General features: G+C 60.1%; 26 protein-coding genes. 22 read left to right on the forward strand and 4 right to left on the reverse strand.

Annotated features, from left to right (window positions below; translation table 11 throughout):
* The first annotated feature begins 1 nt into the window (after position 1).
* The 17 genes from DDT93_RS03575 (at position 2) to DDT93_RS03650 (ending at position 16332) form a co-directional block, all read left to right on the forward strand.
* On the forward strand, positions 2-535 hold the full coding sequence (locus DDT93_RS03575) for a hypothetical protein (RefSeq protein WP_109464406.1): 534 nt from the start codon (positions 2-4) through the stop codon (positions 533-535).
* Positions 536-597: 62 nt separating this feature from the next.
* Positions 598-753, forward strand: a complete 156-nt coding sequence (locus DDT93_RS26395; protein WP_157960092.1) for a DUF7697 family protein — start codon at positions 598-600, stop codon at positions 751-753.
* A complete protein-coding gene (locus DDT93_RS03580) occupies positions 746-2950 on the forward strand; it encodes a phage tail tape measure C-terminal domain-containing protein (RefSeq protein ID WP_109464407.1) in 2205 nt (734 codons plus the stop codon). Before DDT93_RS26395 ends, DDT93_RS03580 begins: the two co-directional genes overlap by 8 nt.
* A 3-nt stretch (positions 2951-2953) precedes the next feature.
* Complete coding sequence (locus DDT93_RS03585) at positions 2954-3610, forward strand: hypothetical protein (RefSeq protein WP_109464408.1); 657 nt, start codon at positions 2954-2956, stop codon at positions 3608-3610.
* 3 nt (positions 3611-3613) lie between these two features.
* Complete coding sequence (locus DDT93_RS03590) at positions 3614-4282, forward strand: hypothetical protein (protein ID WP_109464409.1); 669 nt, start codon at positions 3614-3616, stop codon at positions 4280-4282.
* Positions 4279-4683: a DUF6950 family protein gene (locus DDT93_RS03595; protein ID WP_109464410.1), complete on the forward strand. Its 405-nt coding sequence runs from the start codon at positions 4279-4281 to the stop codon at positions 4681-4683. The genes DDT93_RS03590 and DDT93_RS03595 overlap by 4 nt, the downstream gene beginning before the upstream one ends.
* Position 4684: 1 nt before the next feature.
* A complete protein-coding gene (locus DDT93_RS03600; RefSeq protein WP_109464411.1) occupies positions 4685-9430 on the forward strand; it encodes a phage tail protein in 4746 nt (1581 codons plus the stop codon).
* Positions 9431-9432: 2 nt separating this feature from the next.
* Positions 9433-9882, forward strand: a complete 450-nt coding sequence (locus DDT93_RS03605; protein WP_109464412.1) for a hypothetical protein — start codon at positions 9433-9435, stop codon at positions 9880-9882.
* Positions 9879-10196 (forward strand): hypothetical protein, encoded by a 318-nt coding sequence (locus tag DDT93_RS03610; protein WP_109464413.1) that lies wholly within the window; start codon positions 9879-9881, stop codon positions 10194-10196. The genes DDT93_RS03605 and DDT93_RS03610 overlap by 4 nt, the downstream gene beginning before the upstream one ends.
* Before the next feature lie 38 nt (positions 10197-10234).
* Complete coding sequence (locus DDT93_RS03615) at positions 10235-10591, forward strand: DUF6107 family protein (RefSeq protein WP_109464414.1); 357 nt, start codon at positions 10235-10237, stop codon at positions 10589-10591.
* A complete protein-coding gene (locus tag DDT93_RS03620) occupies positions 10588-10869 on the forward strand; it encodes a hypothetical protein (protein ID WP_109464415.1) in 282 nt (93 codons plus the stop codon). Before DDT93_RS03615 ends, DDT93_RS03620 begins: the two co-directional genes overlap by 4 nt.
* 4 nt (positions 10870-10873) lie before the next feature.
* Positions 10874-11578, forward strand: coding sequence for an NlpC/P60 family protein (locus DDT93_RS03625; RefSeq protein ID WP_109464416.1), 705 nt, complete (start codon positions 10874-10876; stop codon positions 11576-11578).
* A 2-nt stretch (positions 11579-11580) separates the two neighbouring features.
* On the forward strand, positions 11581-11775 hold the full coding sequence (locus DDT93_RS03630) for a hypothetical protein (protein WP_109464417.1): 195 nt from the start codon (positions 11581-11583) through the stop codon (positions 11773-11775).
* Complete coding sequence (locus DDT93_RS03635; protein ID WP_109464418.1) at positions 11772-11999, forward strand: hypothetical protein; 228 nt, start codon at positions 11772-11774, stop codon at positions 11997-11999. The genes DDT93_RS03630 and DDT93_RS03635 overlap by 4 nt, the downstream gene beginning before the upstream one ends.
* Positions 12000-12195: 196 nt before the next feature.
* Positions 12196-12486, forward strand: coding sequence for a hypothetical protein (locus DDT93_RS03640; RefSeq protein WP_109464419.1), 291 nt, complete (start codon positions 12196-12198; stop codon positions 12484-12486).
* A complete protein-coding gene (locus DDT93_RS03645) occupies positions 12470-14335 on the forward strand; it encodes a hypothetical protein (protein WP_109464420.1) in 1866 nt (621 codons plus the stop codon). The genes DDT93_RS03640 and DDT93_RS03645 overlap by 17 nt, the downstream gene beginning before the upstream one ends.
* Positions 14335-16332, forward strand: a complete 1998-nt coding sequence (locus DDT93_RS03650) for a PKD domain-containing protein (RefSeq protein WP_109464421.1) — start codon at positions 14335-14337, stop codon at positions 16330-16332. The genes DDT93_RS03645 and DDT93_RS03650 overlap by 1 nt, the downstream gene beginning before the upstream one ends.
* A gap of 16 nt (positions 16333-16348) precedes the next feature.
* Here DDT93_RS03650 and DDT93_RS03655 read toward each other — a convergent pair whose 3' ends face one another.
* From DDT93_RS03655 to DDT93_RS03675, 4 genes are all read right to left on the reverse strand, one after another.
* Entirely contained in the window at positions 16349-16942 is a 594-nt protein-coding gene (locus DDT93_RS03655; protein WP_109464422.1) for a VPLPA-CTERM sorting domain-containing protein, read from the reverse strand.
* A 499-nt stretch (positions 16943-17441) separates the two neighbouring features.
* On the reverse strand, positions 17442-18065 hold the full coding sequence (locus DDT93_RS03665; RefSeq protein ID WP_157960093.1) for a hypothetical protein: 624 nt from the start codon (positions 18063-18065) through the stop codon (positions 17442-17444).
* Between the two features lie 103 nt (positions 18066-18168).
* A complete protein-coding gene (locus DDT93_RS03670; protein WP_109464425.1) occupies positions 18169-18567 on the reverse strand; it encodes a type II toxin-antitoxin system HicB family antitoxin in 399 nt (132 codons plus the stop codon).
* A 79-nt stretch (positions 18568-18646) separates the two neighbouring features.
* Positions 18647-18832 (reverse strand): type II toxin-antitoxin system HicA family toxin, encoded by a 186-nt coding sequence (locus DDT93_RS03675; protein ID WP_232825358.1) that lies wholly within the window; start codon positions 18830-18832, stop codon positions 18647-18649.
* 89 nt (positions 18833-18921) lie between these two features.
* Here DDT93_RS03675 and DDT93_RS03680 point away from each other — a divergent pair, with 89 nt between their 5' ends.
* From DDT93_RS03680 to DDT93_RS03705, 5 genes are all read left to right on the forward strand, one after another.
* Positions 18922-19575 (forward strand): hypothetical protein, encoded by a 654-nt coding sequence (locus DDT93_RS03680; RefSeq protein WP_109464426.1) that lies wholly within the window; start codon positions 18922-18924, stop codon positions 19573-19575.
* Between the two features lie 79 nt (positions 19576-19654).
* Positions 19655-19846, forward strand: coding sequence for a hypothetical protein (locus DDT93_RS03685; protein WP_109464427.1), 192 nt, complete (start codon positions 19655-19657; stop codon positions 19844-19846).
* A gap of 1487 nt (positions 19847-21333) precedes the next feature.
* Positions 21334-21615, forward strand: coding sequence for a type II toxin-antitoxin system Phd/YefM family antitoxin (locus tag DDT93_RS03695; RefSeq protein WP_109464429.1), 282 nt, complete (start codon positions 21334-21336; stop codon positions 21613-21615).
* 368 nt (positions 21616-21983) lie between these two features.
* Positions 21984-22397, forward strand: a complete 414-nt coding sequence (locus tag DDT93_RS26400) for a hypothetical protein (RefSeq protein WP_157960094.1) — start codon at positions 21984-21986, stop codon at positions 22395-22397.
* Between the two features lie 50 nt (positions 22398-22447).
* Positions 22448-22948 (forward strand): hypothetical protein, encoded by a 501-nt coding sequence (locus tag DDT93_RS03705; protein ID WP_157960095.1) that lies wholly within the window; start codon positions 22448-22450, stop codon positions 22946-22948.
* Positions 22949-23100 lie beyond the last annotated feature (152 nt).

A 23100-nucleotide genomic window follows, 5' to 3' on the forward strand; every position in this document is an offset into this window, starting at 1 on the left:
AATGCGTCTGAATCTTTCCACCGCCTCGGAGCGGTATGAACTTTTTCCCCCTACTGAAGATGGTGACCCCGCGATTGTGATCATCGCCCGTCCCGCCTTTGCCGACGTCATCGAGGAGGCAAAGGGGGATGATACCCTCTTCGAGCACGGCGAGCAGATCCTCGAGCTGATCGAGGCGGCCGGCGGCGAAGACGCCAAGATGTCTCCCGCTCTTCTTCAGGCGCATGGCAAGGCCGGCGTCCTCTTTGCGCGCGCCGTCGGCCGCCTCGTCATCGAGGGGTGGGAGGGTGTCGCGGATCCGGACGGAACGCCGGCGCCCGTCACCCCGGACCGAGTTGATGCCTTCATCGGCATTCAGCCGATCTATGAGGCCTTCGGCGAAAAGTATCTCTCGAAGTGGCTGACCGTGCAGCGGGAAAAAAACGTCTCTGCGCCCTCGCTGACTGGCACTTCGGAGGGGGCGCAGCCTACTGCGCGGCGTGTCCGCGGGTCTGCAAAGAGTGCCCAGAAAAAGAGCTCGGGCCGGAAACCGTAGAAGGCAGGCAGGTCTGGGCGCTGGTCCGGAAGATCAGAAGCCAGGTCAGGGTCGCAAGTGGCATGTCAGTCAAAATCGTGGGGTGGGACTTCAATGCGGTTTTCGCCGTTGGGGATGCCATGGGCATCGACAGGGTCGTGATGGCTGAGTTCCTCCCTGACCTGGAAACCATTGCCATCAACCGCATGAACGAACAGGGCGCGGCAGTCGATGCGTGAGAAGAGGTTTTCCGTCCGCTTCGCTGCAGTTGGGGGAGCTCAGCTGCAGGCGGAGTTTCGCGGTATCGGAGTGTCTGGCCAAGAGGCGCTGAAGAGCGTCACTGACGCCGCTTACGTCACCTCTGCGGGGTTGGAGGCCGTCGAGGTGAAGGCGCTGCAGGCTCGCCAGCGCCACGAAGAGATGGCTGTCGCCGCCGCGCGTGGCGCTGCGGGAATGAGGTCCTCCGCAGTCGCCGCATCAGGTCTGGCGGATCAGATCAATCGCATGGTGGGCGTCAGCCCTGCAATCGGCCAGAGCACGGCTGAATATCTGCGCCAAGGGCAGGCGCTCGACGACCTGCGGGCCAAGTTCAACCCGGTGTTCAGCGTCATCCGGCAGTACCGCTCGGAGGTGTCGGAAATTCGCTCGGCGCACCTCGAGGGTGCCTTGTCGGCTGACGAAATGGCTGCGGCGATCTCCCGGGCGCGCACCGCCTCCCTCAACAGCATCGCGGCCTTCAAGGGGCAAACGCGCACTGTTCAACAGCTCTCGACTGCCACCCGGGCGACGTCCTTCAGGATGCAGCAGCTCTTCTACCAGGTGAACGATATCGGTGTTTCGCTCGCCGGTGGGATGAACCCTCTTCTGGTTCTTGCTCAGCAGGGGACGCAGATCGCGCAAATCTATGGTGCCGGCAATGGCGGCCTAGGCGGTCTCTTCAAGGATCTTGGGCGTGTCGTGGGCGGGGTTGTTACCCGGTTTGCTCCGCTTGCTGTGGCCGTGGGGCTCGGTTCCGTGGCGGTGGCTGGGCTTACCCATGAGATCAACGATGCGCAGAAAGTGACGGTCGGTTTTGGGGACACTGCGCTTGCAGTCTTTCAGGTCATCGGCCGTGGAATTCGAGACTGGATCAAGCCAGCGGTCGACGCGATCTCCGGCTGGTTCTCTACGGTTTGGGATGAGGTGGTCGAAGGCGTGGTCTGGGCCGGCAACGGGGTGATCAAGGGCATTCAGCTGGTTGTAGAGGATATCAAATACGCGATCACTGTCGTCCCGAGTGCCTTCGACAGTGCTTGGCAGAAGGCCAAGGGCTACGTGTTCTACGCGCTGAACGATATGACCTCTGGCCTCTACAAGTTCCTCGAAGAGGTGACATCTGGCCTCAACTCGGTGTTTGGGACGAGCCTTGCTGCCCCTCAGGGGCTGAACAGCGCGTCGACCTACTTCAACGAGGTCGGTAACGACGCGATGGTGGCGAGCGACGCGGCCACGAAGAGATATGCTGAAGGTCTGCAGGCCTATCGGGACCGGCAAAACGCAATCCTGAACAGCGATCCTCTGGGCGAATTCTACACTTCGGTGCAGGGCCAGGCGGTCAAGAATGCGAAGAACAGGAAGGATGAGGACGCCAAGGGGGGCCAGAAGGATCAAGTCGACGCGCTTGTGAAGTCGCTCAAGAATGAGTTGGCGGTGTTGCGTGAAACCGATCCCATCAAGAAGCAGATGCTCGAGTATGCCGACAAGCTCACCGGGGCAACCGACGCTCAGAAGAAGCAGGTTCGTGATCTCGTCATCGAGCTCGACAAGGAAAAGAACGGCTGGGGCGCTGTCACGAGGGCTCTGGCTGAGTACGCCGAGGATGCAAAGCGTGTCGGCTCTGATATCGGAGATGCCCTCGTCGGTGGTTTCAAGAGTGCCGAGGGTGCCTTCCGCGAGTTCGTAAGCACTGGCAAAACGGACTTCAAGAGCCTGATCCAGTCCATGGTCGCGGATCTCGCGGTGCTGAAGTTCAGGCAGACCATCCTGGGACCTGTCGCCGACTTCCTGTCCGGAGGCGGGCTTAGCAACGCGGTCGCAAGCCTGTTCCACTCTGGTGGTGTCGTCGGGGCTGGTGGGTCACCAAGAAGCGTTCCTGCCGAGCTGTTCCTTGGTGCGAAGCGATATCACTCCGGAGGCGATGTCCTGGCGCACGACGAGGTGCCAGCCATCCTGCAAACCGGCGAGCGTGTTCTCTCACGTAGCGAGGTCGCACGCGGCGCAAGTCAGGGAGGCGTCACCCGTGTCCTGATCGACCTCGGAGAGGGGCTGGTGGCAACCATCCTCGAGCAGGCCAACAACACTGCAGTGCAGATCAGCCAGTCCGGCTTCAGCCAATTCAGTCGCGATGTCCTCCCGGTCCGCGTCCAGGAAATCAACAAGAACCCGCGCCGGAGGTAACGGATGCCACTTTCGTTTCCGCTCGATCGCGACACCTTTCTGGGTGCAGCGCGGATCACCGAGCAGACCTTCTACCTCTCCGAGAATGTCGAGATTTCCGGCTTGGGGGATGGATCGATCATCCGCGACGACCTGGGCCCGCGCCTTTGGCGGGGCAGCTGCATGGTTGAACATGCCAGCCTCGCCGAAGGTCGCAGGCTCTCGTCCCAGATCGCGCTCCTGCAGGCCACCGGCGCATCCTTCCTCGCTTGGGACATCTCCTGCACCGCGCCGGCGGCCGATCCCGATGGCTCCAACCTCTCCGGGTCCTCGCCAGTCATCTATCAGCTCGAGAGCAACAACCGCGAAATGCGGATCTCCGGCCTGCCGGTCGGCTATGAACTGACGCCGGGCGACATGCTTTCGTTCACCTACGGCAGCAGCCCGATCCGCTACGCCCTGCACAGCGTCGTCACCGGCGCCGTGGCGTCCGGAGATGGGATCACACCTCTCTTCGAGGTGGTGCCGCCTCTCCGTCCCGGCGCTGCCGTCTCGGCCCCAGTCGAGCTTCTGCGCCCGTTCTGCAAGGCGGTCATCGTTCCGTCCTCGGCGCAGCCGTTCACCGCCCGCAACGTCAAGAAGCGCGGCTTGTCCTTCGAATTCGTCCAGACCCTGCGTTGATCCATGCGTACATTTGATCCTGCCGTCCTCGCTCAGTTCGCGGCCCGCGAGGGTATTGCTGCCGGCCTGCTTGTCTGGATCGAGGCGAAGAACCGGGAGACCTCGGAACTGGAGGCCATTGGTCTCTGGACGGGTGTCGATCACTTCGAGTTCTCGATCGGGGGGCAGTCCCGGACCTACTATGGGGCCGGGACACTGCTCAGGACTGACCCGCTCGATTCCGTGGTTGGCCTCAGTGTGCGCAGTCAAACACTCGTCTTTTCTTCTATCGCGCCTGAGGTTCAGCAGGCGCTGCGCGGATATGACCCCCGGCTGGCGCCAGCCGAGATGCACATGGCCTACTTCGACAAGATGACGGGCAACCTGCTGGCCGAACCGATGCGCGTCTTCAAGGGTCTGGTGAACACTGTCGAAATTGTCACCCCGGCCGCCGGCGGTGCTGCAGAGGCGACAGTGGAATTACTCAGCGCCTCCTACAGGCTGACCAAGTCGCTCGCGGTGAAAAAGTCGGACCAGAGCCTTCTGGCGCGCAGCCCGACAGACAAGTTCCGGCAGTACACAGCCGTTGCGGGTTCGATCGAGACGATCTGGGGTGGTCTCAAAGCCGCCAAGCCGGGCACCGGATCGGAGGAGAAGGAAGAGACACCGCGCCGTGAGGACCCGGGTCGATGAAGCGGCTCCCCGACTGGAAACCGCGGCTCATGAGCTATCTCGTGCGCGCTGCGCGGCGGCCGTTCAAGGAAGGCGAGCACGATTGCGCCCTGTTCCTTGCGGGCGGTGTCGAGGCCATGACGGGCGAAGACTATGCCGCGCCCTATCGCGGGCGCTACAGCACAACCCTCGGCGGTCTCCGCATCCTTAAGAAGGACGGGTTCGAGGACCACGTCGCACTCGCCGCGCATCATCTGAAGGAGAAGCCTGTCGCCTTCGCCGGTGTCGGCGACGGCGCGGCAGTGCCTACGTCCGATGGCCCAGCCTTAGGTATCGTCCAGGGGGAAGGCATCTACCTGCTGACCCCTGCGCGGATTGCTATCTACCCGCTCCTGCGGGCCCACAAAGTATTCGAGGTCTGAGATGCCCCCAGTCGCAGCATTCGTCGTAGGAGCAATTGGCGGTGGCGCTGCCGCAGCAGTCACTGCCTCTACGTTTCTCACGAATGCCTGGCTGGCCGGCGCGACCTTCGGCAAGTTCCTGACGACGACATTCGTTGGCAAGCTTCTCTCGACGGTCGCGATCTCCGCCCTGTCCGTCGCGCTTCAGAGCGGTCCGGCGGCTGCGCGGGATCCGGGAATTCGAACCGAGCAGACGATGACCGGTGCTACAACGCCGGCTTCGTTCATCCTTGGCAAGTACGCGACCGAGGGCAAGTTCGTCGCGCCGCCGATGACCTACAAGAAGTGGAACGACGTCCCGAACGCTCTGCTCGTTTACGTGATCGAGTTGGGCGACGTTCCAGGCCAGACCCTTGAAGGCATCCAGGTGAACGGTGAGCCGGTCCCGATCGGCGAGGAAGAGTTCACCGACGGGCAGGGCATTACCCACGGATTTCCGCTTGGGGACAAATACGACGGCTATGGCTGGGTCACTTATTACGATGGCACCCAGACCACCGCTGACCAGAGGCTCGTCGACAACTTCGGAGAGGACCCGGACCGGCCGTGGACGGCTGACATGGTGGGCTCCGGCATCTGCTATGCTGTCGTCACCTTCAGGCATAGCCGCAAGCTGTTTTCTGGTAGCTTCCCATCCGTCCGGTTCATCATGGGCGGCATTCCTCTCTACGACCCGCGCAAGGATTCCACGGTCGGCGGCACCGGCAGTCATCGTTGGAATGATCCCTCGACGTGGGAGCAGAGCGAAAACAACTACGTCCAGTCCTACAATATCATGCGCGGCATCGAACTGCCGAGTGGCGATGTTTGGGGCGGAGGCTTCGATGAAGAGGATTTGCCTCTCTCGAACTGGTTCGCCGCCATGAACGCCGCCGACGCACAGGTTGAGGCCGAGGCGGACGTCTACGAGAATGCCTACCGCTCAAGCTACGAAGTCTTCGTCTCGGATGAGCCGGCATCGGTGCTCGAGGAGCTGCTGAAGGCCGGGGCGGGGCAGGTCTGCGAGATTGGGGGCGTGTGGAAGGCGCGCTGCGGCGGTCCGGGGCTGCCAGTGTACTTTTTCTCGGATGAGGATGTGAACGTCCGGGAAAGCCAGCACTTCGATCCTTTTCCTGGCATCACCGAGATCTACAATGGCGTGCATGGCAGCTTCCCTGATCCGGACAGCGCCTGGAACGTTAATGAGGCACCCCCGCGCTACAATGAAACCTACGAGGCTGAGGATGGGGGAAAAAGGCTGGTCGCGGATCTGACGCTTGCGGCCGCGCCATATGCCAAGCAGGTGCAGCGCCTCATGGTCAGCTACATCGAGGAAGAGCGCCGGATGCGCCGGCACAACCTCACGCTGGCCCCCGATGCCATCCCGCTCGAGCCGCTCGACTCGGTCTCCTGGACCAGCCTGCGCAACGGCTACACCTCGAAGGTGTTCGAGGTCGCGAAGATGGTTGACCCGCTGCTGACCAGTAAGCCGGCGGTGTCGTTGAAAGAGCGGGATTCCGGCGACTATGACTGGAACCCGGCCAGCGCCCTGCCGCAGCCCACGACGAGCCTTGTGGTGCAGCTGCCCGAACCGTTTACCGTGACGAACTGGACCCTGTCCGCCAGCACCGTGAAAGACGGGGGGGACAACGATCGGCGCCCCGCGCTCAAGATCGAATGGAACGAGGCGGGCAAGGAGGAGGTGATCGGGATCACCTTCGAGGTCCGGTTGCCCGGGACCCTGTCCCCGGTATGTGACGGCACCGCGCTGCGCGGGCCAGTCGGCCAGGTCAAGACGTCCGAGGGGATCGTAAAGCAGACCACCTACGAGGCGCGGGTCAAACTGATCCCGCAGGATGGTCAGGACTCCGAGTGGTCGGACTGGGAAAGCGTCACCACTGGTAACGCGGGACTGACGGGAGACGACTTCGCTTCGGACGTGAGCGACTCCGCCGTCCCGACCGGCCTTGCGCTCTCCACGTCCCTACCGGCAGACGGGGTAGCCCATGTCGTTGCAACCTGGGCGGCGGCCGCCGGTGCGGTCAGCTATGAACTCGGCATCACGGAATCGGGCGGAACTGAGGTTGTCTTCCCGGCGGCGGGCCTGCGTTACGAGTGGGTGACACGCCCGAACGTGGGCTTCTCGGTCCGGGTGCGCGGCGTCTCTGCACTGGGCAAGAAGTCCGCTTGGACATCCGCCTCTGCGATCACCAGTGCCGCCGACGCCACGCCGCCAGATGTGCCTGGCACCCCGACGCTCAGCCCGGGCTTCGGGTCGATCTGGTTCGAGTTCACCGGCGTGACCAATGCCGACCTCTCGCACTACGAGGTCTGCTACAAGACGACGAGCACTACGCCCGGCACGAACCCGACGTCGCCGGTGATCAAGACGCTCGCCACGCGGGGCGTCATTTCAGGCCTCGACAACGGCCAGACCCGCTATGTCTTCGTGCGGGCGGTGGATACTTCGGGAAACCGCTCCGCCTGGTCCGCCGGCGCGGCGGCCACGACCTCGGACGGTGTCGCGATCACCCCCGAGATGATCGAGGGCATCGTCAACGAAACCTCCTTCGCCAGCGGCATCGAGCCGGTCTCCATCGAAACCGGTGGATCGCTCCCGACTGTGAAGTCGACCAACACGATCTACTACGGCGGCAAGCTCTACTACTGGGATGGGGCCGAATACGTTCTGAAGGTCGAGGCGGGCGACGTCATTGGCCAGCTGGTCGCGGGACAGATTGCGGCCGGTGCCATCGGCGTTGATCAGCTGGCCGCACATGCCATCGTGGCCAGCAAGGTGGGCGTCGGCGACTTCACCAACCTCTGGAAGGACGAGGACCAGACCGACACGAGCTATATCTCCAACGCCAGCGCGACGTACCTCGGCAGCTTCAACGCATCTTTCCTGTCAACGAATGTGATCCGGGTGTCCGGAACCGCAGGTGTTGCTGCTTATGCACCCTCGGATGATGTGTTCGAGGTAGACCCCGACTATGTGGCGCCGGACGGTACGAGAGGGGAGCAGTTCTGGATCGACTTCACGGCCAGTATCCAGAACGGAACGACCGGTGCCGCCCGGCTTCAGCTTCAGGTGAGCAACACGCCGGACTTCTCTGGCACCACCGCTTTTGTGGGTCTCGAGGCGACAACCACTGGCGTGTCTCGGGTAAAGAACAGCCTGACGGTTCCATCGGACAGCAACGGTGACGGGACCGGCGCCAAGTTTCGTTATGCGCGGATCCGCTTGGTGAAGGGCGGCGACGGCACCGCGACGCAAGTCAACTTCGGTCGCATCGCGGTGCGGCGGAAGAACGCGGGCAACCTGGTCGTCGATGGCACGATCCGGAGCAACCATCTGGTCACGGATACCGCGGTGATCACGGGCACCGCGCAGATCGCAAACGCCATCATCACGAACGCCAAGATCTCGGACCTGAGTGCCGCAAAGCTGACGGCCGGAACCACTCTCTCTGGATCTGTCCTCGTGTCTGGTACCGCGCTCTCGACGGTCGAGGCGCGCGCCGATGACCCCGGCGCCCGGATCAACGTCTACGCCGGCGCGACGAAGATCGACCCTGGCAAGATCACGATCTCGGGTTCGACCACGCTTGCCAACTGGCGCTACGGCACGGGCGGGACTTTTGACGCGAACAACATCCAGGCCGGGACGGTCACGGCGAACAAGCTCCAGATCGGCCTGCGCGGCCTGAACATCACCGGCATCAGCTTCTCGCGCAGCGGTCAGGTGCTCAGCTGGACCAGCGGCAAGATCAAGTACATCGACAACAACGGGACGGAGAGCGTTCGCACCATCACGGCCGGAACCTACACCTATACGCCCGGATCGGGGGTCTATTACATCTACTGGACCCGAGGCGGCACCACCCTGCAGTCGTCCAACGACCTGACCGTCGCCAACACCGGCGAGAACGTGGTCATCTGCTCCTATGATGGCGACGACCGGTTCAACCCGAACTATGGCCGCACAATCATCGACGGCGACTACATCGCGACGGGCGCCGTGGATGTCGACAAGATCGACACCATCAGCTTCTCGGCGGCCGGGCTCGCCGTGTTCGGTGGTGACCTGACGTCGACCGCCTTCGATGGGACCATCGACGGGTCTGGTGTGATTACCGACCGCGGCACACAAGGCTGGGCGATCACCAGCGCGGGCTATGCCATCTTCACCGATAGCATTGACCGGATCGGCCTTCAGGAGGGCGCGGTAACCGACGGCGACGCCTTCTGGAACAACGGCTCGGTACAGCTGGTCGAGCAGGCCTTTGGGACCGTCATCACGCTCAGCGAGACATTCGAGAACTTCGTCTCCTATGCCAATCCCGGTGACTATGTTGCCCCGAATGGTGACGTCCTGTTCACCATCAGCGCAACTGCGGAGGTGCGAAACCAGGAGGCATGGACGACCGAGGCTGGGGGCATCTTCACCTATCATGTTCGCCGGACCGGCTACATCATCCAGCACGCCACGAGGGTCAGCGGGACGTGGGGCAGCTGGATCACCATCTTCGACAGCGGCAGTGCCGAAACGAACGCATGGGTGCAGCGGCAAGGCGTGGTGGAACGGGTCTATTACGACGTCGAGGACGTACGCTGGCGCTTCTATGCCTACGACGTCGAGGACACCGTCACTGTCTCCCAGGGCACCTATGACCGCGACAACGTCCGCAGGATCGGCCTGTCGGTCCTCTCTTCGCCGAGGAGGTGAGCATGCCGCGCAGCGTCACACTGGATGAGAACGACTTCGTCACCGTCGCAATGAACCGGACCGCCCCGGAAGGCAGTCTGGTCGCGGTGCACCCGAGCGAGTTCAGCGACCCGGCGACACAGGTCATCTGCGAGTTCAGGTGGAACCTCCTGACGGCGACCCGCTGCTGGCGCGAGATCAGGGCCGATGGGCTGCCCTACCTCACCCAGCGCCCTGACGGCCCGATCCCTGTGCTGCTGGATGCTACCACCGTGTTCATCGAGGCATGTCCGGAAGGCACGAAAATCCGGACCTTCGACCTGGTCGGAAACGAACTGATGGGCGAGCACACCGCGACCGAGGCGGAAGATGTCACGATCAGCCTGACCGATCCGGGCACCTATCAGATCGAGGTTGATGCTCCGGCGCCCTTCCTCGAGTCGCCAATCCTTCGCTTCGAGGTGACAGCATGACCGCGCTCAGTTTCTCCCGCTCGGCCGAGAGCCTTGCCCGGGACACCGACGCCCGGAAGGAAGTCGCCCGCGCCGAGTGCCGCCGGCGCATCCTGGCTGTCGCCAGCGAGGCCACGCAAATGAACATCATCGGGGCGTCAGCGTCCGGCGCCCTCGATCCCGCCGAGCAGCTGGCGTTTCAGGCATCGGTCCAGTGGATCAAGGATATGCGCGCCGCCTGGGAGCCGATGGCCGTCGCCGGGGACGATCCTGCTGATGACGCGAACTGGCCGGCACTGCCGACGGCCGTGGTGGACCTGGCCGCGCGCTTCTGAACGAAAACCAAGAGCAGACAAACTCACAGGAACTCAGCATGAATGACTACTTCGGCGACGAGGCGCGCTGGATTGCGCGCGCGCTCGGCGCGGCGCTCGGGGTCATCGCTTCGATGATCATGGTGGCACCGGCGGGCACCAAGAATGCCTTCTACCGCCTGTGGATAGGCATCGTGATGGGGGCGATCTTCTCCCCGATCGTCGATGACCTCTGGTTTCTCGGCGGCCTGGCCGGGGAAGACTTCGACCACACGCTTGCACGCTCGGCCGTGGCCGGCTTCTCGGTGTGGTTCATCCTCGAGTTTTCCGCGCGTCTCATGAGCAGCACCGACTGGATGGTGGAGCTCGCAAAGGAAGTTCTCCGGATCAATGCGAGAGGAGGGAAGGGGCAATGATCTTCAGTCTGGCTCTTCTGATCGTTGAGCCTATCTCGGCGCTGATGCTGCTGGCACTCGTGCTGCGGTATCGGGTGGGCATCGGCATCCACGGGATGATGCGCGTCTGGCTCGCCTTCCTGGCGGGCGGGCTCATCGTTCACGCAGCGGGGCAGGCCGAGCTGCTCGCCAACTATCGTACGCCCAGAACATTCACTTGGATGCCGATGATCACAGCCGTGAACGGCGCGATCTGGACGTCCTACCTCACCGACCTGCTTCGGCGAAAACAAGGGTAACTCCATGGAAATCGACTGGCGCCGGGTGCAGACCCGGCTGGCCGACCTCGGATTCAATCCGGGGCCGATCGATGGCGTGTGCGGTCCGCTGACCTCGGCCGCCATCGTTGCATTCAAACGCACGAGGGGCCTGCGGGCCCGGCCCTATGTTGGGCCGATCACCCTCGGCGCCCTGGATGCCGCATGGATGGCGCAGCGCGAGCTCGTCACCGAGGCAAAGCTGCCTTGGATGGCAGTGGCAGACAGCGTCATGGGTTGGCACGAGCGGCGCGATAACGAGAGGCTGAAGGCCTTTCTCAAGAGCGACGGCCGTGCCCTCGGTGATCCGGCCAAGCTTCCCTGGTGCGGTGACTTCATCGAGACCTGTATTCGCATCGCGCTGCCCGATGAGCCGTTCCCCGGCGCCCTCGGCCAGAACCCCTACTGGGCACTGAACTGGGGGCTCTTCGGGGTCGACAGCCCGCCAACCTACGGTGCCGTCTGTTCGATCGAGCGGAACGGCGGTGGTCACGTCTTCTTCCTCGTCGGGGAGGATGACACCCACTGGTACGCCGAGGGCGGCAACCAGTCCGATTCCGTCAGCGTAAGCAGGATCTCCAAGCTGAGGCAGCTGAAGGGGTGCCGCTGGCCGGCAACCTACCCCGTGCGGCCGATCTACCTGCCGAGGTTGACGCCGGGCGACACCGTCATCACCACAAACGAGGCCTGACCATGCTCTACATCCGAATGTTTCTCTACCTCGCCGCCGGCGTTCTGGCCGGGCAGGGGCTCGCTGTGTTCGACCCAGAGGCCGGAACGGTGACGTTCCACCTCGAGAGCGTCGCCACCCTTCTCGGCGGAGTTGCAGCCTTTGCCGGAACATTCGCGGCCAGTCGGTTCGCGAAGGCCCGCGGAGGACGGACGTGATCAGCTCGCTCTCCGGGGATCTGCTGGCCCTGATCATCACCGCGATCGCCGCGGTGCTCGGGATCGGGGCCTATGGGGCCCGCCAGCGTTCCAAGGGCCGCGAGGCGGAGCGTAACAGCGCAGAGGAGCGCGACCATGACAAGGCTGACGACATTCGCGATCGCGTTGAGCGCGATCTGCCTGACCGCCTGCGACGCTACGACGACGCCGGCTATCGCGACTGACGGCGAAACCCGGACGGAGGCCGAGCTCTGCCGGCAGTGGGGGCAGTCTCTCCCGACCCGATCTCGCTCGGACACCCGGCAGACCCGGGATGAAATCCAGGCAGGCTACGCGGCGTTCGCGCTGGCCTGCCCGAATTGGCAGCACCTGGTACCCGGGACCTGAGGTCCGGGAACCCAACCATCAGAGGATTGAGCGATGGCAAAGAACGAAATTCAGCACCTCGACGGCAACGGTCCGGAGAAGATTACGGATGGCGACGTGGTTTCCATCACTGCCCAGAACCAGTCCGGGGTCAACGTCTTGCTCTACCCGAGTATTGGTGGGGCGGCGCCGGTCGAGGGCGTCGGATACATCATCCTTCCCCCGAAGCAAATCCTCGTCAACGAAGCCCTCGCCGATCTGTTCCCGGGGGTTGCTGGGGTGAACCAGCTGTTTGCTGAACCCAAGAACGGCAAGAGCGCGAACCTCTATGTCGCACATGACTGATTTCATGATCGGCCGCGGCGGCGGCAGCTTTGGCGTTCAGTCGAAGCGGCGGTTCGCCCGGCGGGGTGGGGGGCTCAACTACTCCGTCTCGATCGCAGGCCTGACCACCAACCCGACCTATGGGGCGACGGCGCAGATTGGCGTCGAACTGACCGCGTCGGCGAGCGGCTGGACGGGCGACACGCCGTCGTCGGTGGCATGGCAGTGGTATGCCGGCGGCGAGGCCATCAGCGGCGCCACCAGCGCCTCCTACACGCCTGTGACTGGTGACGACCTTACCAACCTCTACGCCCGCGCCACGCCTGCCGATGGTGGTTACAGCGCGAAGAACAGCCCGGCTTATGTCGTGCGGTATGCTCCGCCCGTCGCTGCGGGCGCGCTCGAGGATCAGACCTATGGCCAGGGTTCGGGCAACCGGACCTATGATGCGAGCGTGGATTTCACCGGCGGCGGTCTGACCTTCGCGGTAGGTACCGTCTCCGGGGTCTCGATCAACAGCGGCTCGGGGGTGGTCACCACCGACACAACGGATCTCAAAGCGACTGCTGTCGTGCTGGTCACGGCAACGAACTCTGGCGGTGCCGCGTCGTCCGGCTACTCGCTCGAGGTGCTGACCGTTGCTACGATGACGGTAAGTCTTCTTGGTCCGCAGCAGTCCGATGGCGATATCCCGATGGAGTATTCCACGGATCAGGATGCGACCTGGAAAGTCCTGCTCGGTCTCGCCGGGACTGCCACGCCAGGTGCTGCCCTCTTCGGTGCGACCTCAGGTGGTGGGGCCGATGCTGGCGGCTACTCCGCGCTTGATGATGTCGGTATCACCACCGACGGTTCGGCCATTCCTGTCGTGGTCCCTGATGGTCTCGGCGACAACGTGGACCCGGTCGAGTATCGCTTCTGGTTCCTTCCGCCATATGGGATCGACGCCGACGTCGTAAGCGCCGGTCCGATCGAGATCGACACCACCGACCCGAACCTGTCGGCAGTGAGCTTCGCTGATGCCTCCGCGAAGGCGACCTACTCTTTCACACCAGACCAGGCTGGTACGACCCGCGTCTCCTTTTTCCCTGACGGGACCAATCCGACCGACGAACAGATTGCCAGCGGCTCTGGCGCGACGCTTACCCTGACCGGGACCGGAGAGGCTGGGGTGGCCTTCGCTGGCACTACGGCAGCCCTTGCAGCCTCGACCTATCAGCCGACGATCTACTACATCGACGAGTTCGGCGAGGAAGTCTGGTTGACCTACTCCGACGTCGTCGTGACCGCCGGAGGACCGACGCAGGTCTTCGAGGAGCTGTTCGGTCAGGCCAATGGGACACAGATCGACAGTGACGCGAACTGGGACAACCTTCGAACGCTGAACACCGCTCGCCTGGTCGTCAATGATGGCGCCCTCGGAATGGCCCCTCTCGACACGCTCGGCTCGCAGTACGTGAAGCGCATCGAGGCGTTCGAAAACGATCAGTATGTCGAGTTCGATAACGGTTCCGTCGGCGCTGGGACGGCCCGCCTTCTCGGTGCCATGTTCCGGTGCACCGATGCTGATAACTTCTACTGGATCAGGACCCAGGGCAATTGGCTCGGTCTCCTGAAGCGCGTCGGCGGTGCCAGCCCCACCGTCATTGCCGATATCATGGCAAACACCTTCGTAGAGGGCTCGAAGGTGAGAGCCGAGGCAGAAGGCACGACCATTCGCGTCTATGTCGACGAAGGCTCTGGCTGGGTTCTGAAGGGGACCTACACCGATTCCGCTCACAGCGCCGGCGGGATTGGGGTCTACGCGCTCAGCAACTCGGGCGTGACTGCCGCTTCCACCATGACTGCCATCCGAGGAGGTAATCTCTAATGGCCCGGCTTCTTCTCACCGCAGTTTCCCCTGTCAGCGGCACGGTCTCGATCTACATGGATGAGACTTCCCTGAAGGCCGCGCCTGATACCGTGCGGTTCTGGGCGGTTCCCGAGGGCGAGCCCTATGGGATCCTCGGTCCCCAGGACACACCTTACGACGCGCGCCTGCATCGGCTCTTGTTCCTCTGGGACTTCGGGGACGAAGGGGCAACCTTCGACAAGCCAGAGCGCCTGTTGGCGGCGTGGCGCAACGCAAACGTTGCAAGGGGCCCGTTCGTCAAGCACGTCTACAAGCAGCCTGGCACCTACACAATCCAATGCATGGTGATCGACCAGCTGACCGGCGAGTACTTCATGGCCGAGGCAAGGGAGAAAACGGTCTACGATGCCGACACGATATTTCCAGGTTCGCAGACGATCTGTGTCAATCCGGTCGGAGACAGTGATTTCACAGGGGCTCCCGCCGGACACGTGCCGGCCAATGCTGACCTGATCAACGAGGCGTTCATCAGCACCTATGAGCCGGTCGACAAGACGACGACCCCGATCCGCTTCCTGTTCAAGCGAGGGGCTGAGTTCACGAGCGACATGTTCATGGATGACGATGCGCCCTATCTGCTCTCGCTCGGTGCCTATGGTTCCGGTGACCGCCCCAAGATGAATGCCAAGACAGACACCGACGATGCGGCGGAGATCTGGGCGCGGGCCATCTACTTCTACGGTCGCTATGGGGGCCTGGGCGGGGCGTTCATCCCCGAAGTGCGTATCTATGGGCTCAACTTCGTGGGGAACTTTGACCCGACGACGACAGCTGTAGCGCCGCGTGACTCTCCGGATTTGGATGGCATTTCCGTGAATGCCATCCTGATCCAGAAATACACGGACATGCTGATTGACGACTGCACCTTCAAAGGGTTCCAGCGCTCGACCATCGGTTTCAATGTCGGCGGGTTCGCTGGGAAAGTGCACTGTCACGTCAACGACTGCTTGTTCGAGGATTTCGGGGGCGAGTACCCGTTCATCGGTGGGGCAAGCGAGCACCAGTATTCTTCGCTCGGCTTCTCCGGATGCGGCATGGCTGAGAACGTCGATGCTCCAACGACCTACCTGACCTATGACAACACCGTGCCGGGGTATCCGGATTTCGCTGGGGGCGCGTCCAAAGCATTGATCCGCTACGACCATGGCCAGAACCAGTACATCGCGGCTTGCGACTTCTTCCACCTCGATTGGCGGCAGCCCTGCATCAAGGTGCAGAACTCCCCCAAAGCAGGGGGCTCGATCTGCAACGTGCATTCCTGCGTCATGGAGTTCGGCTACTATCTGATCGACATCGGGGGCAATGCCGGGAACGGGATCGGTTCGGGCGCGCACAACATCGTGGTGGACGGCGTTCGCGGCTTGGGGGCGTATTCCACGAGGGGAGCTGTCCTCGCGGGCCTCTCGGGGCTGACGGTGCGCAACATGTCGGCGGTTATCCCGGCGGTGCAATACTATGCAAATGACACATGGGCATTCGTGGTTGGGCGAGTTCTGGATGATGGTGGCGTCGCTGTTCCCGAGGCTGAGCTGGATGCGCCAATCGAGATCTACAGCTGCACTTTTGGCTTCATGAGGACAAAGGCTCAGCAGTGGTCCGGTGGCCCAGATACCGTTCCGTTCTATCGCGCAGAGGCTACGGGAGAGGGCGAGTTCACCAACGTTGTGATCGCCAACAACCTTGAGCACCAGCCCAACATGCCGATTCCGATCACCACTTACGATCCGGTAACTTCGACGGAGCTTTGGCCGCCGCGCTGCAAGGGACAAAGAGACCCAGCAAATTTCGTCCTCGATGACAGTTTCGAGACGCCAGCTGGCTCGTGGATCGAAATGGTGCCCGAGGAGGAATCCGCGGCCAATGGTGCGGCGTCTGGCGAGCTCATTGCGTATGATGATGTGCTGGGCGTTGTGCGCGGCTCCACCGCCTCGATCGGGGCGCTGGAGCCTGCCTGAGCCGTCATGCGGCGGGCTAATGTGCGTTGCGACGCCGCAGCCCGCCGAGAACCCCGAGCCCAGCCATTAGCAGAAGGGCGGTTGCGGGCAGGGGCACCTGCGTTACCCGCTCTGACGACAGGGTCCACTTGAGATTGACGGGTGTCTCTGGCGAAATGCCAGGGTAGCCGCCGCTGGCCGCTGTCTCGTTTCCCCACGGGTCAAGATACCAGTCGGGATTTGGCAACTCTGGAGCGTTGTAAAACTCGATTAGCCCCAGTGTGCTATAGTACTGGTCTACGAACGGCATAGAAAAGATGCAGGCTGCTCGATTACTTACGCAGATGTTGGCCAGTTTTGGGAACGCATCAAACAGGCCGAGAGGTCCATCGATCAAGACTTGGCCGATAAGTGCACTCACCGCCGAATACGCGTTCAGGGGAATGTCGGATAGCTCGTCACAGCCATTGTAGAATTCGGAGCAAGTCCCGTTCTCAAACCGAACGTCAAACAGCGTCCCGTCTACATCGACATCGTTTGCGCCATAAAGCAGGCCATCCTGCACAATCAGTGTTGCCGCATTGGCAGACAATGGCAGCGCCAGCAGCGCAGCCAGAAGAAATCTAAGCATAATATCCCCCAAGTATCTCCGCAGGGGACGCTAAAGCGATTCTGCTTATAGTGTGAAGCTTTTTGATCTAGGTGGAGTCGTCGCTCGCATCGCGGAGCCGGGCCGCCCCGAGCGATTCCTCTGCGATCCAGACCACCCGCATGTCCTCGGCCCCGATCCGCCTGCAGCGCCTGCACCTGGCGCGGGGCAGCACATAGTCCCTAAGGGTCGATCGCCCGTCTGGCCATTCGACGGACGCGGTGTGGCCACAGTAGCAGGTGATCGAGAGGACGCGCATGACGGCGGAAAATAGCTGCAATCCAAGCGGTGCCAAGGGTTCGCTTGTTCACGATTGGAGGCGCCGTTAGGCTTGAGATGCCTGGTTCTCCCCCGAGTATCAGGCAAAAGGGTCCCTATCCGATCGACCCTCGACTTGCCGCCCGGACACATGCCCCTGCATTCATCATTGCCGGGCGGCTCTTTCGCTTTGTTGCGGTTGGTCCGGATGTACTGCCTAGAGTTAAAATAGCCCGGGCAGCTCCCCTTTCATGAGTGACCGGCATCTTTCGAAGATCGGTTCTGCCTCTTCCTCGTAGGAAGAAACTCTCTGTCCATTCCGCGTTGGGTTTTCTTCCAGCTTTGAGACTGAGAGTTGTTCTTGGAAATCCTGCTCTTTCATTGGTTCGCGAATCGCAAGATCGAGCCAAGTGTTCATTTTATCTAGACGCGTTAAGTAGTCGTAGGTCAAAGCGGCGCTTACGGCGTCGAGTTTCATTTCGCCTGGCCCGGCGAAAACTCTAAGTCTTATTATTGCGGCTCCCACATCGTCCGCCCGAGATGACAGAGCCGATGTGTACTCCTCTTCAACTTCTTTTCTAGTGAAGTTTTCCCTTGGGAAGACCGTAACCATAGTTGGATCGCCCATCTCATACGTAGTTCTCGCAACTATTGACGGCAAGCCAACGGGATAAACCCACGCAGTGTGAGCTATGGCGAATTCTTCGCACGCATCAAGTTGTCTGATTTGAAGGTTTGTGAGGTAAGGATCGTCGACGGCCCACCTAAAGAGCAGGGCCTGATACCCAACAAACACTGCGGACGCGACGGAGGCCAAGGCGACCACATATTCAAGAGGCTTGGTCATGATGATCTTTTTCCATAGGCGATGAAACATACCATCCGGTTCCAGTTGCTCAGCTTTCAGGTGGATGCCTAGAAGGGCGAGATCACGCCCTTCTAGCTGTCGACTATGCGGCCTGATCTCGCTCGATCTCTTTCCGGGCCGCCATTGCGATGAAGGCAGAGCGGTTGAGGCCAACCAGGTCTGCCGCCTCGTCGATCGCCTGCAGAAGCCCTCGATCCAAGCTCAGGTTGACCCGCTCCGACTTGGTAGGGCGCGGGATCAGCGGCACCAAGATCAGATAGGCCCCTTCGGCGAGATCCTCAGCGACCTCTGCGCGAATGTCCTCGATGCTGCGAGGAGCGGGCAATGGATGACCATCGGCAAAATAGTCATCCAAAGCGGCGATCGCATTCTTCAAGACATCCTTCTCGTCGTCTGCTGCGGCAAAGCAGTCGGGTACGTCGGGGAAGCTGACGCCATATGCGCTCCCCGGATCATGATGGATTATTGCGATGTAGTGCATGCTTGTGTCTCTTTTCTGATTTCTGATTTCGGTCTTCGCTGAACGGCAAGTTTCCACCTCCCGATGCCTGCGGGCTGGATCAGATCCAGCCCGCTTGCTTTGCTATGTTACGGGCTGTGCCGGTAGGCAGGTCCCGCTTGGGGTGTGGTATGATCACTGTCCGCTCGCCTTTGCGCATTTTCACATGAGACCCTTTCTGGGAGATCACTGTGAACCCTTGCTCCGTAAGCTTCTTGATGATCTTCTTACTATCCTTCTCTATCATGATGTGTAAATATATACACAATCAAGTCCGGTCGCGCAAGAGGTTGTGCGCACATATTTACACAACAATTGCGCGAGAGCTAAGCTGAAATGTTCAATGGAACCTACGAGCCGTCGACAGCCATCCAGTACCTCTTGGTAACCTTTGACCTGGTGAAGGCGATTGCTTGGCCAATCGCAGCAATCTTTCTGGCTGCTGCATTCGCTGGAGACATCCGATCTCTGCTTCGTAGGATCAGCCGCCTCGGGCGAGATGGGATCGACTTTAAGGCTCCTGATCAGGAGGCGACAGAGCCTACAGGCCTACGCTTCGCCAGCCTGACACCGGTTGATCTGGAACCTTTTTCTGATCCCCAACTTCAGAAGATGGAAAGCCAAAACTTCGCTGCACTGGCCAAGTTCCACGAGGGGGATGTAACGAATGTATTGGTGCGCGAGCTAACGCTTGAGCAACTTCGTCGATCTTACGCGCTCGCCTATGCGAATATCTATGGGAGCCAGATTAGATTGCTGAGAGATCTGGAGACCCGAGATTTGACGCGCTTTGACGTCGAGAAAAGGTATGAAGATCTCCGCCTCAGCCACCCAATTTTCAATCAATGGTCTGTTAACCAGTACATGTTGTTCTTGATCAACTGGAAGTTTGTGATTGAGGAAGGTGGGCTTTTCAAGATCACTGAGACGGGAAGCAACTTTCTGAAGTTCCTCGCTGATTTTGGGCTAAGCGAAGAACGAAATCTCTAAAACTGGTTCGTGCATTGCATGCGACCGATGATGTCACGCCAGCGCGTAGCGAAGTGAAGATTAAATCTTGGAGGACCTAATGAGCGAAATCAGCGTTGCGCGCCTGGATGACGGCCGGGTGCATGTGAAGAACGGGAGCTGGTCGGACGTGTTCGAGGAGGAGCGACGGGAGCCTTGGGCCGCGTGGTACGAGAAGATGCACCAAGATTACGGCTACCCTGGTTATCTCGCGATGGCGGTGGCGCTTCGGGCGCTGCCAGCCGCCGGCTAAAGGCCCGGACCAGTCTGGGGATTATTCTGGGCGTCTGGTTCCTAAATGGCCCCAGACGTTCCCGATTCTTCCTAGGTCGAAGCCAAGGAGGAACGGCTTTCCGGGCACCTAAGTACATTGAATGTATTGAGTTTTTCGTGGAGCGGGTAACGGGAATCGAACCCGTAACTGAAGCTTGGGAAGCTTGTGGCGCACGAAGGACTCGAGATCAAAATTTTCTCACTGGTGAGGATTGCCTTCCATGACAGGCGTTCCCATCTGCCGACTGCTGAGGAATTGAATAATGAGAGCGCGAGATGGGAAGAGAGGAGCGTTTTCAAACTAAGTTCAGATGCGGCTGTGGCCACCAGGAGATTGTAGAGCTACACACAATGTGCCTGGTCGCGCTTCGCGACAAGATGGCCGTGTTCGTATGTCCGACTTGCGGGAAGGGCAATGACCATGAGGCTTTCTGCGAAGGGGTGATCGCAGCGGAGGAGGTGCCGCAGACAGTGGGTTAGGACCTGAAGCCTATGAGCACTCAGATTGATGTTGAGCGCGCCGAGCGGCGGAAACCGGCTCTCTATTGGAGGTTGCCAAGCCTTTGCTTGGCCCTGGTCAATGGGAAAGTTAGGTTAGCGTTTCCTGGTGTTCACCCTGAGGACCAGGCAAAGGGTCCCCTATCCGATCGACCCTGGAACTGCCGCCCGGTGAAAGAACCTGACGTGCCGTCTAGCCGGGCGGCTCTTTCTGTCTCTCGCCCCTTAATTCGCCGGACAAATGCAATTGGCGCGATTTGGATAGCAAGTGCAGAAAACTGGATACTCCTGGCGTATCCGCGGAGGCCATTGCCGGTTACTGCGCGGTGCGCGTGACCTACTTGCTCCGCGTAAGTGGCCTCGATATGTTTCACCTACCTTACCCTTGTTCCAGCGTGGGTGAGGATTCCTTGCTCATACGCCATGAGCCAGGGAACTGCCGCCCAGACGTTTGATTCCCCCCTAAAGGTTCACTCGCTGGGCGGCTTTCCGTAGCCCAGATTGCCCTCTTGCCCGATTGCAACGTCGTGGATAGCCTTGGGCTCCCTGAGACTCCCCAGAGGATCAGGTCAATGGGTCCCGTACCTAACGACCCATGAGTGCCGCCCGGCGATCAGCGGATGCAAGCATGAACGCTGGGCGGCTTTCGCCTTTAACGCACTGATTTCGCGTATTTTGGGGTGGCTCATAGGGATAAAGAGAATAGTCAGCGCGCTCTACAATCGTGAACTCATGCATGACTTGATGGGATACACGCTGAGACCTACGGCATGCAGTGTCTCCGGAAGAACAAGCTCTGTTTAGTAAGGGTGCGTCCTCGGCGTGATGCCGCTTTCTGACACAACAGTTACTTGAAAGGCTCGCATTGTACGGTACGTACGTAACGTGCGTTGACGACAGTTTGCGCATTTTGTACAAAGTGCACGCGTCACCCAGTGAGTGGGGGTGCTGCCATACGAGGACAAGGGAATGCAAGGAGTTGAATGGACAGAGAAAACGTACACAGCGACAGAAGCCAGAAAGAACTTCGCTGATCTGATCGATGCCGCCCACTTTGGTGAAAAAATCGTGGTTCAGAAGAGAGATCGTCGAGTGGCGGTTGTCTCTATGGAGTTCATGGAGCGCGTTGAACGTCTCTTGCGTATTGAGGCGGCCCTAGAAGCCGAAGCTGCGCAGAAGTCGCTTGATGAGTTCTACGAAAAGGGAGGGAAAACCATGGAAGAGATCGAGCAGGAACTAGGGATGGGCTAGTTCGACACAACAGCGGAGGGACCAGTGGACCCCAAGGAAGTAATCTTCTCGCCTGAGGCAGAGAGAGCAATAAGAAAGCTATCGAAGCAAGATCAAAAGACTGTCTGGGGTACCCTGCAACGTTTGCGGGATGGAGATGATAGTTTGAAGATCGAGAAAATTCAGGCGAACCCTGCGTTCTTTCGTATGAGAGCTTCTCACATGCGTGTAATATACTACCCGCTCTCGAAGGGGCGGGTAGTTTTACTGCTCATAGGTGATCGAAAGGAGATCTACAGAAAGATCACTAACCTCGATCAGAAGCTTTCGACGGCATTGCGGAAGTTGAAGATAGGAAAGGGCTGAGGCGGTAGCGCCAGAGATTGGTCTTGTTGGTGCGCTTCCTGAGTGTAAGACTGCGTCGCTCCTGGTGGGAGTTTTTTAATGAAATTCGATGGCAAGTGGAATTGCCCATAGAAGGTAGACTTAAATTGGCTTCAATGTCTGATGTTCTTAAAGGTGTTGATTTTAAAGATCAGAGCAGTGTGCTGTCGGCTTTGGAGAGAATGAAGGAGGTTCATTATTTTGAGCTGATACAGTTTGTGGTGATAGGGGAGATGTTGAATACTACGGCTCAAGAAACACGTGTGAAGGTGGCCCTAGCTAGGGCTGAGAAAGAAAGACGTGACATGGATCGAGCAGAGTGTTTCGCAACTAAAACTATGGTCACGTCAACATTGATAGGCGCCGCCGCGGTTGTGATAGGAGCAATAATAGGTGCGTTGTTAACAAGCGCTATTTGAATCTTATCTCCGTTTTCTAGACTGCCAGTAGAACAGAAGTGAGTAGTCGCTTGCCAATCGGTAGCAAATCTGAAACCGGAACATTGTTTGATGGCAGAGATCTAGTTTATGCTCATTTCGGCGCTGCTGCGTTTGCGGCCCAAGTTTTCGAGCAGAATATCATTCTGGTGTTGAAGCTTCGCGGCCGTATCGAGGACATCAAGGTCGCGATGAGCGACGAGATACAAACGTTCAATGCAAGAGGGCAGATAGATTATCGAAGGATGACCCTTGGCAAGCTTGTCAATCTGTTGAGAGGAAGGTTCTACTTGGAGAATTCGGTTGCCATACAATTCGCAGATGCACTGAAGCTTCGCAATGAACTGATGCATGGCTATTTCTCGCGCAATGCGGCACGCCTTCAGACCGCAGACGGCAAAAACGAAATGATCCTGGAGCTCGATACGGCGACAGAGACATTCTTCCAAGCTGTCCGGACGGCCGCGCTGTTTGCGATTGACGAAGGTGGGGATCTCCTTCGTTTGGTTGATAGTAATCCAGATCTACAATAACGAAATCGATAGGCGAGCGATATAGCGCTTGAGGCGGAAATGGCTTGTACTCCCGTTGTTGGATGAAGAGTTGCGACCACGCTCTGAGAGCTAGACGGGGTGAGTTGGGTAGTGCGAAACAGAGTTTCTCACGTTGACGAGGCCTTGCGGAT

The sequence above is a fragment of the Albibacillus kandeliae genome, assembly GCF_003116585.1.
GTDB classification, from domain to species: Bacteria; Pseudomonadota; Alphaproteobacteria; order Rhodobacterales; family Rhodobacteraceae; genus Albibacillus; species Albibacillus kandeliae.